14 protein-coding genes are annotated in these 12660 nt (G+C 69.7%); 6 read left to right on the top strand and 8 right to left on the bottom strand.

The window, feature by feature from the left end:
- Positions 1-113 precede the first annotated feature (113 nt).
- The 3 genes from ACGH7X_RS26820 to ACGH7X_RS26810 form a co-directional block, all read right to left on the bottom strand.
- Positions 114-437 carry an STAS domain-containing protein gene (locus ACGH7X_RS26820; protein WP_003973611.1) on the bottom strand — a complete coding sequence of 108 codons (324 nt, stop codon included), beginning with the start codon at positions 435-437 and terminating at the stop codon, positions 114-116.
- A gap of 180 nt (positions 438-617) precedes the next feature.
- On the bottom strand, positions 618-1466 hold the full coding sequence (locus ACGH7X_RS26815) for a 3-hydroxyacyl-CoA dehydrogenase family protein (protein ID WP_399889035.1): 849 nt from the start codon (positions 1464-1466) through the stop codon (positions 618-620).
- 157 nt (positions 1467-1623) lie between these two features.
- Entirely contained in the window at positions 1624-2265 is a 642-nt protein-coding gene (locus ACGH7X_RS26810) for a TetR/AcrR family transcriptional regulator (RefSeq protein WP_399889032.1), read from the bottom strand.
- Positions 2266-2346: 81 nt separating this feature from the next.
- Between ACGH7X_RS26810 and ACGH7X_RS26805 the strand changes: the two genes are divergently transcribed.
- The 3 genes from ACGH7X_RS26805 (at position 2347) to ACGH7X_RS26795 (ending at position 4558) form a co-directional block, all read left to right on the top strand.
- Complete coding sequence (locus ACGH7X_RS26805; protein ID WP_399889029.1) at positions 2347-3129, top strand: ABC transporter ATP-binding protein; 783 nt, start codon at positions 2347-2349, stop codon at positions 3127-3129.
- Between the two features lie 93 nt (positions 3130-3222).
- A complete protein-coding gene (locus tag ACGH7X_RS26800) occupies positions 3223-3972 on the top strand; it encodes an ABC transporter permease (protein WP_399889026.1) in 750 nt (249 codons plus the stop codon).
- Positions 3973-3985: 13 nt separating this feature from the next.
- Positions 3986-4558, top strand: a complete 573-nt coding sequence (locus ACGH7X_RS26795; RefSeq protein ID WP_399889024.1) for a cob(I)yrinic acid a,c-diamide adenosyltransferase — start codon at positions 3986-3988, stop codon at positions 4556-4558.
- On the opposite strand, the gene ACGH7X_RS26790 is transcribed toward ACGH7X_RS26795, so the two are convergent.
- A complete protein-coding gene (locus ACGH7X_RS26790; protein ID WP_399889021.1) occupies positions 4555-5157 on the bottom strand; it encodes a hypothetical protein in 603 nt (200 codons plus the stop codon). The genes ACGH7X_RS26795 and ACGH7X_RS26790 overlap by 4 nt on opposite strands.
- Positions 5158-5309: 152 nt before the next feature.
- Here ACGH7X_RS26790 and ACGH7X_RS26785 point away from each other — a divergent pair, with 152 nt between their 5' ends.
- The 3 genes from ACGH7X_RS26785 to ACGH7X_RS26775 all read left to right on the top strand — a co-directional run bounded on the left by ACGH7X_RS26785 (position 5310) and on the right by ACGH7X_RS26775 (position 9118).
- Positions 5310-6521: a sensor histidine kinase gene (locus tag ACGH7X_RS26785; protein WP_399889018.1), complete on the top strand. Its 1212-nt coding sequence runs from the start codon at positions 5310-5312 to the stop codon at positions 6519-6521.
- Entirely contained in the window at positions 6518-7159 is a 642-nt protein-coding gene (locus ACGH7X_RS26780) for a response regulator (protein WP_399889015.1), read from the top strand. The genes ACGH7X_RS26785 and ACGH7X_RS26780 overlap by 4 nt, the downstream gene beginning before the upstream one ends.
- Before the next feature lie 135 nt (positions 7160-7294).
- Positions 7295-9118: a glycosyl hydrolase family 18 protein gene (locus tag ACGH7X_RS26775; RefSeq protein ID WP_399889012.1), complete on the top strand. Its 1824-nt coding sequence runs from the start codon at positions 7295-7297 to the stop codon at positions 9116-9118.
- 74 nt (positions 9119-9192) lie between these two features.
- Here ACGH7X_RS26775 and ACGH7X_RS26770 read toward each other — a convergent pair whose 3' ends face one another.
- The 4 genes from ACGH7X_RS26770 to ACGH7X_RS26755 form a co-directional block, all read right to left on the bottom strand.
- Positions 9193-9642 carry a DUF2550 domain-containing protein gene (locus tag ACGH7X_RS26770; protein WP_399889009.1) on the bottom strand — a complete coding sequence of 150 codons (450 nt, stop codon included), beginning with the start codon at positions 9640-9642 and terminating at the stop codon, positions 9193-9195.
- Positions 9643-9784: 142 nt separating this feature from the next.
- Positions 9785-10159 carry a F0F1 ATP synthase subunit epsilon gene (locus ACGH7X_RS26765; protein ID WP_217166575.1) on the bottom strand — a complete coding sequence of 125 codons (375 nt, stop codon included), beginning with the start codon at positions 10157-10159 and terminating at the stop codon, positions 9785-9787.
- A gap of 130 nt (positions 10160-10289) precedes the next feature.
- Positions 10290-11726 carry a F0F1 ATP synthase subunit beta gene (atpD, locus tag ACGH7X_RS26760; RefSeq protein ID WP_399889006.1) on the bottom strand — a complete coding sequence of 479 codons (1437 nt, stop codon included), beginning with the start codon at positions 11724-11726 and terminating at the stop codon, positions 10290-10292.
- Positions 11726-12643 (bottom strand): F0F1 ATP synthase subunit gamma, encoded by a 918-nt coding sequence (locus ACGH7X_RS26755; protein ID WP_399889004.1) that lies wholly within the window; start codon positions 12641-12643, stop codon positions 11726-11728. Before ACGH7X_RS26755 ends, atpD begins: the two co-directional genes overlap by 1 nt.
- Positions 12644-12660 lie beyond the last annotated feature (17 nt).

The following is a 12660-nucleotide window of genomic DNA, read 5'->3' as shown; positions in this document are numbered from 1 at the left end:
CCGTCCGAGACGTCACGGTCTCGTGAGGATTGCGTGTGTCGGGTGATTGTCGGACGGTTCGCCGAGCACCGTCCGGGTCTCCCCGGCCCGCCCGGGCACGGCGGCCCGGGGCGTCACACCCTGGGCAGGGTCTCCACGCCGATGCCGCCCTCGATGGCCAGGATCCGGTGCAGCCGGGTGGCCACCAGCAGGCGCTGCATCTGCGGTGGCACGCCGCGCAGCACCAGTCGCCGGCCGCAGCGGCCCGCCCTCCGGTGGGCTCCCATGATCACACCGAGTCCGGTGGCGTCCCAGGAGTCCAGCTCTGACAGGTCGAGCACCAGGTCGCCGACTCCGTCGTCGACGGCCGAGTGCAGGACCGTACGGGCGTCCGCCGCGCTGCGGACGTCGAGGCGGCCCCCGACGACCAGCTCGACGTGGTCGCCCCTGATGTGCATATGCGCTCCCCGGCGTGCGTCTTCTTCTTCGTCGTCCGTTGCGTTCGCTGCGTTGTGGTCTCTCGGCGATATCAGGTGTTGCACCCTCTGACTGGCCGAAACGACCGGAGGTTGCCGCCTGTAAGCGAACCGATACCGAATTCACCCCGGCGTGTGACGTTTTCCGGGGCTGATGTGACCTCAGTGCTTGTAGAAGCCCTGCCCGCTCTTGCGGCCGATGTCACCGGCGTCCACCATCCGGCGCATCAGCTCCGGCGGGGCGAACTTCTCGTCCTGGGACTCGGTGTAGATGTTGCCCGTGGCGTGCAGCAGGATGTCGACGCCCGTCAGGTCGGCGGTGGCCAGCGGTCCCATGGCGTGGCCGAAGCCCAGCTTGCAGGCGAGGTCGATGTCCTCGGCGGTGGCGACGCCCGACTCGTACAGCTTCGCGGCCTCGACGACGAGGGCGGAGATGAGACGGGTGGTCACGAAACCGGCGACGTCGCGGTTGACGACGATGCAGGTCTTGCCGGTGGACTCGGCGAACTCCCGGGCGGTGGCGAGCGTTTCGTCGCTGGTCTTGTAGCCGCGCACCAGCTCGCACAGCTGCATCATGGGGACCGGCGAGAAGAAGTGGGTGCCGACGACCCGCTCGGGGCGCTCCGTCACGGCCGCGATCTTGGTGATCGGGATGGCGGAGGTGTTGGACGCGAGGATCGCCCCGTCCTTCACCAGCTTGTCGAGCGCGCGGAAGATCTCGTGCTTGACCTCGAGCTTCTCGAAGACGGCCTCGACGACGACGTCCGCGTCGGCGGCCGCGTCCAGGTCGGTGGTCGCGGTGATGCGCGCGAGGGCGGCCTCGGCGTCGTCGGCGGCGAGCTTCCCCTTGGCGACGAACTTGTCGTAGGAGGCCCTGATGCCGTCGGTCCCGCGCCGCAGCGCCTCGTCGGTGACGTCCCGCAGGACGACGTCCCAGCCCGCCTGTGCGGAGACCTGGGCGATGCCGGATCCCATGAGACCGGCTCCGATGACGGCGAGCTTGCGTGCCACTGTGCGACTCCCCTGATACAGGCTGTCCTTGAGGGCCTGTCCGACGACCCTGTCCTCTCGGCCGGAGATTAGCGGGAGTGAGGGGCTGTGTGACCGGTTAGTAACGCGCGTCACGTCTCACATGACGGACATCACACCGCGGGCTGCCATTCGGGTGTCACTGCGCGCCTCGTACGGCGTAGTTGAGCACCTTCTCGCTCAACAGCTCCTCCATCTCGTCCAGCAGCAGGAGCGTGTCGCGGGAGACCTCGGCGGGCCTGCCACCGGCGACCATGCGCTGCCCGATGGTCATCATCACGGTGCCGTGCAGCCAGTTGATCTGACCGGCCATCAGGGCGGGCACCGGATCGTCGGCCGACGCGCCGGTCTCGTCCCTGAGGGTCACCTCCAGGTTGACGAGGACCTCCTGGCCGATGGCCCACATCCTGGACCGCAGGGCGGGCGACTCGTGCACGACCTTCATGAACCGGGCGTATCCGTCCATCAGGCCGACGCGCGGGGACACCGACTCGACCTCGTCGCGCAGCTCCCGCAGGACGGCGCCCGCGGCGGACTCACCGTCGGGCCGCCCCCGCACCCAGCGGGAGAGCCGGTCGATCACACCCTTGGAGCGGTCGAGGAAGAGGTCCTCCTTGGCCGGGAAGTAGTTGTAGACGGTGTTGACGGAGACGTCCGCGGCCTGGGCGACCTCGGCGACCGTCACCGCCTCGAAACCGCGCTCCAGGAACAGCCCCGTGGCGACATCCGAGATGTACTGCCGGGTCTGCCGCTTCTTCCGTTCCCTGAGTCCCTCGGCCATGCCGTCATCCTAAGCTTCCCTGGTGCCGATGAAAACTTGGGGACGTTGCAAAATTCAAGTCACTCTGTTTTTCTGGAACGCATGGCAATCATCAGTACGGCGGGACTGGCCCGGACCTTCGCGACCAAGCGCGGCCCGGTCGAGGCGGTGCGGGGCATCGACCTGACCGTCCGCGAGGGCGAGATCCTCGGCTTCCTGGGTCCCAACGGCGCCGGCAAGACCACCACCCTGCGGATGCTCACGACGCTGCTCGCCCCCACCGGCGGCGCGGCCACCGTCGCCGGTCACGACCTGGTGTCCGACCCGGCCGGGGTGCGCCGGGCCTGCGGGTACGTGGCGCAGTCGGGCGGGGTGGACACGCAGATCACCGTGCGGGAGGAGCTGGTCACCCAGGGCCGCCTGTACCGGCTCCCCCGGGCGCGGGCCGTCGAGCGCGCCGGGGAGCTGGCCCGCGACCTGGACCTGACCGAGCTGCTGGACCGCAGGTGCGGCGCGCTCTCGGGCGGTCAGCGGCGGCGGCTGGACATCGCGATGGCCCTCACGCACCGCCCGAAGGTGCTCTTCCTGGACGAGCCGACGACCGGCCTCGACCCGGGCAGCCGCGCCGACCTGTGGGACCTGGTCCGCCGGCTGCGCGACGTGCACGGCACGACGGTCTTCCTCACCACCCACTACCTCGACGAGGCCGACGCCCTCTCCGACCGCCTGATCGTCGTGGACGGCGGTGTGGTGGTCGCCGAGGGCACCCCGGCCGCGCTGAAGCTCGAGTACGGCGGCTCGCTCGACGCCCCGCTCCAGGACACCTTCCTCGCCATCACGGGCCGCAGCGCCGCGCCGGCCGACGCCGCCCCCGTCGCCGTATAGCGCCCTGACAGACCCCAAGCCCCCAAGCCCCCTTAGACCCGAAGACCCGAAGACCCGAAGACCCGAAGACCCGAAGACCGAGGATCCGACCCGATGCTGCTCCACGACACCGCGCTCATCTACGGCCGCTATCTGCGCCAGTCCCTGCGCTCCCGCTTCGCGCTGCTGTTCGGCGTGCTGATGCCGCTGCTGTACCTGCTGTTCTTCGGCCCGCTGCTGACCGAGCTGCCGCTCGGCGGGCAGGGCAGCTCCTGGCAGGTGCTCGTGCCCGGACTGCTGCTGCAACTCGGCCTGTTCGGCGCCTCCTTCGCGGGATTCTCCATCATCATCGAGAACAGCCAGGGGGTGGTCGAGCGGATGCGGGTCACGCCGGTCAGCCGGCTGGCGCTGCTGCTGGGCCGGGTGCTGCGGGACGCCACCGTCTTCGCCTTCCAGGCGGTGCTGCTGGTGCTGGCGGCCGTGGTGATGGGCCTGCGCGCACCACTGCCCGGCGTGCTGATCGGCTTCGCGTTCGTCGCCCTGCTCACGGTCTCGCTGGCCTCGCTGTCGTACGCGCTGGCGATGAAGGTCCGTACGCCGCAGGAGTTCGGGCCCACGATCAACGCGCTGACGATGCCGTCGATGCTGCTGTCCGGCCTGATGCTCCCGATGACCCTGGGCCCGGCGTGGCTGGACGTGCTGTCGCACCTGATGCCGTTCCGCTATCTGGTGGACGCGGTGCGGGACGCGTACGTCGGCTCGTACGCGACGGCGCACATGCTGTACGGCGTCCTGGCCGCCGTCGCCCTCACCGCGCTGGCCGTGACGGTCGGCACACGTGTCTTCCGTACGGCCGGGGCGTAACTACGCTGACCTCATGGTCAACCTGACGCGCATCTACACCCGGACCGGCGACCAGGGCACCACCGCCCTCGGTGACATGAGCCGGGTCCCCAAGACCGACCTCAGGATCTCGGCGTACGCCGACGCCAACGAGGCGAACGCGGTGATCGGCACGGCGATCGCACTGGGCGGCCTGCGCGAGGAGGTCGTCAAGGTCCTCGTCCGCGTCCAGAACGACCTGTTCGACGTGGGCGCGGACCTCTCCACGCCGGTGGTGGAGAACCCGGAGTACCCGCCGCTGCGGGTCGAGCACTTCTACGTCGACAAGCTGGAGGCGGACTGCGACCGCCACCTGGCCGAGGTGGAGAAGCTCCGCTCCTTCATCCTCCCCGGCGGCACCCCCGGCGCCGCCCTGCTGCACCAGGCGTGCACGGTGGTCCGCCGGGCCGAGCGCTCGACGTGGGCGGCGCTGGAGGCCCACGGCGAGACGATGAACCCGCTCACCGCGACCTACCTGAACCGGCTCTCCGACCTGCTCTTCATCCTGGCCCGCGTCGCCAACAAGGAGGTCGGCGACGTGCTGTGGGTACCGGGCGGGGAGCGCTAGGACCTCGCCCGGGTGGTCTCGGAGGGCTCCTGCCGCTCGGCCGTACCAGCGGAGGCGGCCGTACCCGCGGGGGCCTTTTTCGGCCAGACCAGGTACGTGAGGGCGATCAGGCCGTGGATGGCGACGGCCTTCAGCACCACCCCCTGGCAGGCCTCCAGGGACGAGTTGTCGCCCCCGTCACCGACGTACCAGGTCGCCGCAAGGAGCAGCGCCCACGCCACGGCGGCGGCCACCACGGTCCGCAGCCACATCCGGCCCTCGTGGGCGGCCCGGGGCAGCCCGTGGCGCGGCGGCTTCGGCGGTGGCGGGCCCCCGCCCAGGCGGTGGGCGGCGTGGCCGTCGAGCCAGCGGATCGTGTAGTGGCCGTATCCGACCGTGTAGCCGATGTACAGCGCGGCCACCCCGTGCTCCCAGCTCGGCTCGGCCCCGTTCTTCAGGTCCCACGCCGTCACGGCGAACAGCACCAGTTCGAGCACGGGCTCGCACAGCAGCAGGAACACACTGGTGCGCCGCCACTTCAGCAGGTAGCGGGCGCCCAGCCCGAGCGCCAGCAGCACCCAGAAGGCGATCTCACAGGCGATGATCAACGTGACGACCACGACGTACTCCCTTCCCTCACCCTTCCAGGCTCCCGTCGCAATGAGCCGCCTTCGTCGTCACCGGTGACGAACCTCCGGTACATCGAAAGATGCAGTGCGGGACCCTTCCCCGGGATCAGGCGGGCGGGGCGAGGGCCGTGTTGGATGGTGGCATGGCCGTACGACTCCCCCGTCCGCACCGCTTCGACGTCTACGTCGCCGTGGGCGGACTGCTCGGCGGGCTGCTGCTGTGGGCCATCGGGCTGGGGATGCGGCCCGCCGACGAGCCTGCCGTGCTGTTCGACGGCCGCTGGCCGCTGCTGGCCCCGCTGGTCGTCATGGCGGGCTGTGAGCTGCTGCGCCGGAAGGCTCCGCGCACCGGCCTGCTGATCGGCACCGCCGCGATCGTCGCGGACACGCTCACGCAGGGCAATCTCGTCACGCTGCTCATGTACACCGACCTGATGTACGCCGCCGTCCTGTACGGCCCGCCCTCTTCGGCCCGCCGCATCCCGTGGATCACCGGGCTGCTCACGGTGGCCGGGACGGTGGTGCCGTACGCGGTGCTGCGGGTGCCCGAGGCGCTGCTGATCGGCGTCGCCGTGGGGGTGGTGTCCTTCGCGCCCGCCTCCACCGGTCTGATCGTGCGCAACCACCGCGAGGCCGCCGACGCCGCCCTGCTGCGGGCCGAACAGACCGCGCTGCTGGCCGAGATGGACCGGGCCCAGGCGGTGACGGCGGAACGCTCCCGGATGGCCCGCGAGCTGCACGACATGGTCGCCAACCACCTCTCCGCGATCGCCATCCACTCCACCGCCGCGCTCTCCCTGGACGACGCGGCGACCACCCGGCAGGCGCTCGGCGTGATCCGCGAGAACAGCGTGGCGGGACTGGCCGAAATGCGACGCCTCATCGGCATCCTGCGGGACGAGGGCGGCGACACCGAGCCCGCCGCCGCCCCCACCCTCGACGGGCTCGGCGCGCTGGTCGAGGGCGCCCGCGCCAACGGACTCGACGTCACGCTGGACGCGGCGCCCGGCGAGAACCTGCCCGCGCCGGTCGAGCTGGCCGCGTACCGGATCGTGCAGGAGTCGCTCACCAACGCGCTCAAGCACGCCTCGAAGGGACCGGTCCGGGTCCTGCTCGCCCGCGATGACGACAACGCCCTGCGGGTCCGGGTGACCAGCCCCTACGGCGACCGGGACACCCCCCGTGCCCCCGGTTCCGGCGCCGGTCTGGTCGGCATGCGGGAGCGGGCCGCGCTGCTGCACGGCACGTTCGAGGCCGGAGCGGTGACGGACACGGACTCGGACCCCGACTCGGCGGGCGGCAAGATCTGGGCCGTACGCGCCACCCTGCCCCTGACCGAAGGAGACCTCGCATGATCCGCGTCCTCGTCGCCGAGGACCAGTCCGCCGTCCGCGCGGGGCTGGTGCTGATCCTGGGCAGCGCGCCGGACATCGAGGTGGTCGGGGAGGCAGCGGACGGCGAGCAGGCGGTGGCACTGGCCCGCGAGCTGCGGCCGGACCTGGTGCTGATGGACGTTCAGATGCCCCGCCTCGACGGTGTGTCGGCGACCCGGCTGGTGGTCGGGGAGGGCCTCGCCGACGTGCTGGTGCTGACCACTTTCGACCTGGACGAGTACGTCTTCGGGGCGCTGCGGGCGGGCGCCGCCGGCTTCCTGCTGAAGAACACCGACGCCAGGGACCTGCTGACGGCCGTGCGCACGGTGGCGGGCGGCGAGGGCATCGTCGCCCCGGCGGTCACCCGGCGGCTGATCGCCGAGTTCGCGGCGAAGCCGGTGCGGGAGCCGGCCGCCGATCCGGCGGTGCTGCGGGACCTGACCCGGCGTGAGCGCGAGGTCCTGTCCTGTCTCGGCGAGGGACTGTCCAACGCCGCGGTCGCCGAGCGGCTGGACATGGCGGAGGCCACGGTGAAGACGCACGTCAGCCGACTGCTGGGGAAGCTCGGGTTGCGCAGTCGGGTGCAAGCGGCGGTGCTGGCGCAGGAGTTGGGGATCTAGTACCTCCCTCAATCACTGGCCGTGGGCACTGGTCCAGACCTATTGACCTAAGGTCCAGACCTTTCTATTCTCGCCGCACTGCGGGCCGCCGGCTCAGTCGGCCCGCGCCGACAACCCCACATAAGGAGGCGCACCATGCGCTTCAGACACAGAGCCGCGGCACTTCTCGCGACCCTGTCGCTCCCGCTGGCCGGTCTGGTCGGCCTCGCGAGCCCGGCCCAGGCGGCCACCAGCGCGACGGCCACCTTCGCCAAGACCTCGGACTGGGGCACGGGCTTCGGCGGCAACTGGACGGTGAAGAACACCGGCACCACCACCATCAACTCCTGGACCGTCGAGTGGGACTTCCCCTCCGGCACCAAGGTCACCTCCGCCTGGGACGCCACGGTCACCAACTCCGCGGACCACTGGACCGCCAAGAACGTCGGCTGGAACGGGACGCTCGCCCCCGGCGCCTCGGTCTCCTTCGGCTTCAACGGCAGCGGCCCCGGCTCCCCGTCCAACTGCAAGCTCAACGGCGGCAGCTGCGACGGCACCTCGGTCCCCGGTGACGCGGCCCCCTCCGCGCCCGGCACGCCCACCGCCTCGAACATCACCGACACCTCGGTGAAGCTCTCCTGGTCGGCGGCGACCGACGACAAGGGCATCAAGAACTACGACGTCCTGCGTGACGGCGCGAAGGTCGCCACCGTCACCGGCACCACCTACACCAACACCGGCCTGACCAAGGGCACCGACTACTCGTACACGGTCCAGGCCCGCGACACCGCCGACCAGACCGGCCCGGCCAGCGGCGCGGTCAAGGTCCGCACCACCGGCGGCGACGACGGCAACCCGGGCGGCGGCGACGCGGTCAAGCTCGGCTACTTCACCGAGTGGGGCGTCTACGGGCGCAACTACCACGTGAAGAACCTGGTCACCTCCGGCTCCGCCGAGAAGATCACGCACATCAACTACGCCTTCGGCAACGTCCAGGGCGGCAAGTGCACCATCGGCGACGCCTACGCCGACTACGACAAGGCCTACACCGCCGACCAGTCCGTCGACGGCGTCGCCGACACCTGGGACCAGCCGCTGCGCGGCAACTTCAACCAGCTGCGCAAGCTGAAGGCCAAGTACCCGAACATCAAGGTCATCTGGTCCTTCGGCGGCTGGACCTGGTCCGGCGGCTTCCCCGACGCGGTGAAGAACCCGGCCGCGTTCGCGAAGTCCTGCCACGACCTGGTCGAGGACCCGCGCTGGGCCGACGTCTTCGACGGCATCGACCTGGACTGGGAGTACCCGAACGCCTGTGGTCTCAGCTGTGACACCACCAGCGGCAAGAACGCCTTCAGCTCCATGATGAAGGCCATGCGCACCGAGTTCGGCAATGACCTGGTCACCGCGGCCGTCACCGCCGACGCCTCCGACGGCGGCAAGATCGAGGCCGCCGACTACGGCACCGCCGCGCAGTACATCGACTGGTACAACGTGATGACGTACGACTTCTTCGGCGCCTGGGCGAAGAACGGTCCCACCGCCCCGCACTCGCCGCTGACCTCGTACGACGGCATCCCGCAGCAGGGCTTCAACTCCGCCGAGGCGATCGCCGAGTTCAAGGCGGCGGGCGTGCCCTCCGACAAGCTGCTGCTCGGCATCGGCTTCTACGGCCGCGGCTGGACCGGCGTCACCCAGTCCGCCCCCGGCGGCACCGCGACCGGCCCGGCGACCGGCACGTACGAGGCGGGCATCGAGGACTACAAGGTCCTCAAGAACAGCTGCCCGGCCACCGGCACCGTCGCCGGCACCGCCTACGCGCACTGCGGCACCAACTGGTGGTCCTACGACACCCCGGCCACCGTCAAGTCCAAGATGGACTGGGCCCAGCAGCAGAAGCTCGGCGGGGCCTTCTTCTGGGAGTTCAGCGGCGACACCGCGAACGGCGAACTGGTGAGCGCCATCGACAGCGGCCTGAAGTAACCGACAGCACTAGGCAACATTGACGCTCCCCCAGACTTAGTCCGGGGGGACCCCCAACCAGCGAGTGAATGTGGCTACGCCACATTCACTCGCTGACCGGGCGGGGCTGCCTCAAGCCACGCGAGGAATCCGGTCAGCGCGTCTTCGCTCATCGCCAGTTCGAGCCGTGTGCCCCGGTGCAGACAGGCCAGGACCACGGCGTCGGAGAGCAACGCCAACTCCTCCTCGCCGTCCGGCACCCGGCGGCCGGCCACCTCGATCGCGGAGCGCTCGAGCACGCGGCGCGGGCGGGGCGAGTACGAGAAGACGCGGTACCACTCGATCCGGTCACCGTTGTAGCGGGCCACGCCGTAGGCCCAGCCCTTGCCGTCGGTGGTGTCGCCCTCCTTGGGGGCGTCCCAGCGCAGGGAACAGTCGAAGGTGCCCCCCGAGCGCTGGATCAGCCGGCGGCGCAGGCCGAAGACGAAGAGCCCGATCACCACCAGGGCGACGACAATTCCGCACACAGTCAGAGCGAGGGCCATCGACACCGACCTCCTCGTCTCCTAGGTAACGGAACGGAAAAAACACCCGGATCTGCCTCAGCCGCGGCCGGGTCCGGATGGCTCCGGTCCCAGCCGCGGCTGAGTGACGTCATGGCACGACGCTATCGCACAGTGCTGTGGATCAGCGTCCCGCCGCCGCGCGCAGTCGGACGTCCGCGCGACGCTCGGCGTGGGCGTCGCCCTCCGTCTTCGCGCGCTCGAGCTCCCGCTCCGCGCGCTGGACGTCGATCTCGTCCGACAGCTCGGCGATCTCGGCCAGCAGCGACAGCTTGTCGTCCGCGAACGAGATGAAACCGCCGTGCACCGCGGCGACGACCGTCCCACCGTCACTCGTACGAATGGTCACCGGGCCCGACTCCAGCACACCGAGCAGCGGCTGGTGACCGGGCATGACGCCGATGTCGCCGGACGTGGTGCGCGCGACGACCAGGGTGGCCTCGCCGGACCAGACCTCTCGGTCGGCCGCGACCAACGCGACGTGCAGCTCAGCAGCCAAGGTGGCTCCTCGGGTCACCACCCGGCGGGAGAGCCGGGTGTTGGTTACAAGTCTAAGGGGCGTGACGGAGGGGGCGGGACGCGCCCGCCCCCTCCGGTGTGAGCCCGGGGGCTCACGGTGAGCACGAGGCTCAGGAGACGCCGAGCTCCTTGGCGTTGTTCTTCAGGTCCTCGATACCACCGCACATGAAGAACGCCTGCTCCGGGAAGTGGTCGTACTCGCCGTCGCAGATCGCGTTGAACGCGGTGATCGACTCGTCCAGCGGCACGTCCGAACCGTCCACGCCGGTGAACTGCTTGGCGACGTGGGTGTTCTGGGACAGGAAGCGCTCCACGCGACGGGCACGGTGGACGACGAGCTTGTCCTCTTCGCCCAGCTCGTCGATACCGAGGATCGCGATGATGTCCTGCAGGTCCTTGTACTTCTGCAGGATGTTCTTCACACGCATCGCGGCCTGGTAGTGGTCCGCCGCGATGTACCGCGGGTCGAGGATGCGGGACGTCGAGTCCAGCGGGTCCACGGCCGGGTAGATGCCCTTCTCGGAGATCGGACGGGAGAGCACCGTCGTCGCGTCGAGGTGGGCGAAGGTGGTGGCCGGGGCCGGGTCGGTCAGGTCGTCCGCGGGGACGTAGATCGCCTGCATCGAGGTGATCGAGTGACCGCGGGTCGAGGTGATGCGCTCCTGGAGGAGACCCATCTCGTCGGCCAGGTTCGGCTGGTAGCCCACCGCGGAGGGCATGCGGCCGAGCAGGGTCGACACCTCGGAACCCGCCTGGGTGAAGCGGAAGATGTTGTCGATGAAGAACAGCACGTCCTGCTTCTGGACGTCACGGAAGTACTCGGCCATGGTCAGGCCGGCCAGCGCGACGCGCAGACGGGTGCCCGGCGGCTCGTCCATCTGACCGAAGACAAGCGCGGTCTTGTCGATGACGCCGGACTCGCTCATCTCGTCGATGAGGTCGTTGCCCTCACGGGTGCGCTCGCCGACACCGGCGAACACGGAGACACCGTCGTGGTTGTTGGCGACGCGGTAGATCATCTCCTGGATGAGCACCGTCTTGCCGACGCCGGCACCGCCGAACAGACCGATCTTGCCGCCCTTGACGTACGGGGTCAGCAGGTCGATGACCTTGACGCCGGTCTCGAACATCTCGGTCTTCGACTCGAGCTCGTCGAAGTTCGGAGCCTTGCGGTGGATCGGCCAGCGCTCACCGGTGTAGGTCTCGTCGACGTTCAGCACCTCACCGAGGGTGTTGAACACCTTGCCCTTGGTGAAGTCGCCGACGGGGACGGAGATGGCGGAACCCGTGTCGGTCACCGGGGCCTGGCGGACGAGGCCGTCGGTGGGCTGCATGGAGATGGTGCGGACCAGGCCGTCACCGAGGTGCTGGGCGACCTCGAGGGTCAGCGTCTTGAGCTCACCCTCCTTGGCCGGGTCGGCCACCTCGACGTGCAGCGCGTTGTAGATCTCCGGCATCGCGTCGACGGGGAACTCCACGTCGACGACCGGGCCGATGACCCGGGCGACGCGGCCCGTGGCCGTCGCGGTCTCAACAGTGGTGGTCATTAGTTGTCACTCCCCGCGTTCGCGTCGGCCAGGGCACTGGAGCCACCGACGATCTCGCTGATTTCCTGGGTGATTTCGGCCTGGCGGGCCGCGTTGGCAAGACGGGAGAGCGTGTTGATCAGCTCGCCCGCGTTGTCGGTGGCCGACTTCATCGCGCGCCGCGTGGCGGCGTGCTTGGAAGCGGCCGACTGAAGCAGCGCGTTGTAGATGCGGCTCTCGACGTAGCGCGGCAGCAGGGCGTCCAGGACGTCCTCCGCCGACGGCTCGAAGTCGAACAGCGGAAGGATCTCGTCCTTCGTCGTCGACTCCGCCGCGACCTCTTCGAGGCGCAGCGGAAGCAGCCTGGAGTCGACCGCCGTCTGCGTCATCATCGAGACGAACTCGGTGTAGACGATGTGGAGCTCGTCCACGCCGCCCTCAGCGGTGTCCTTCTCGATGGTCTCGATCAGCGGCGCCGCGACCTTCTTGGCGTCCGCGTACGAGGGCTCGTCGGTGAAGCCCGTGAACGACTCCGCGACCTTGCGCTCGCGGAAGTTGTAGTGGGCCAGACCGCGCCGGCCGACGATGTACGTGTCGACCTGCCTGCCCTCGCGCTCGAGGCGCTCGGTGAGCTGCTCCGCCGCCTTGATGGCGTTGGAGTTGAAGGCGCCGGCCAGACCGCGGTCGCTCGTGAGGAGCAGGACCGCGGCACGGGTCGGGTTGTCCGCCTCCGTGGTCAGCGGGTGCTTGGTGTTCGAACCGGTACCGACCGCCGTGACCGCGCGGGTCAGTTCCTGCGCGTACGGCGTGGAGGCCGCCACCTTGCGCTGCGCCTTGACGACGCGCGAGGCGGCGATCATCTCCATCGCCTTGGTGATCTTCTTGGTCGCGGTGACGGATCGGATGCGACGCTTGTAGACCCGGAGCTGAGCTCCCATGAGTCAGGTCCCTTCCT

This window comes from Streptomyces sp. BBFR51 (assembly GCF_044591655.1).
Classification (GTDB): domain Bacteria; phylum Actinomycetota; class Actinomycetes; order Streptomycetales; family Streptomycetaceae; genus Streptomyces.
This window is presented reverse-complemented; position numbering and strand designations above follow the sequence as displayed.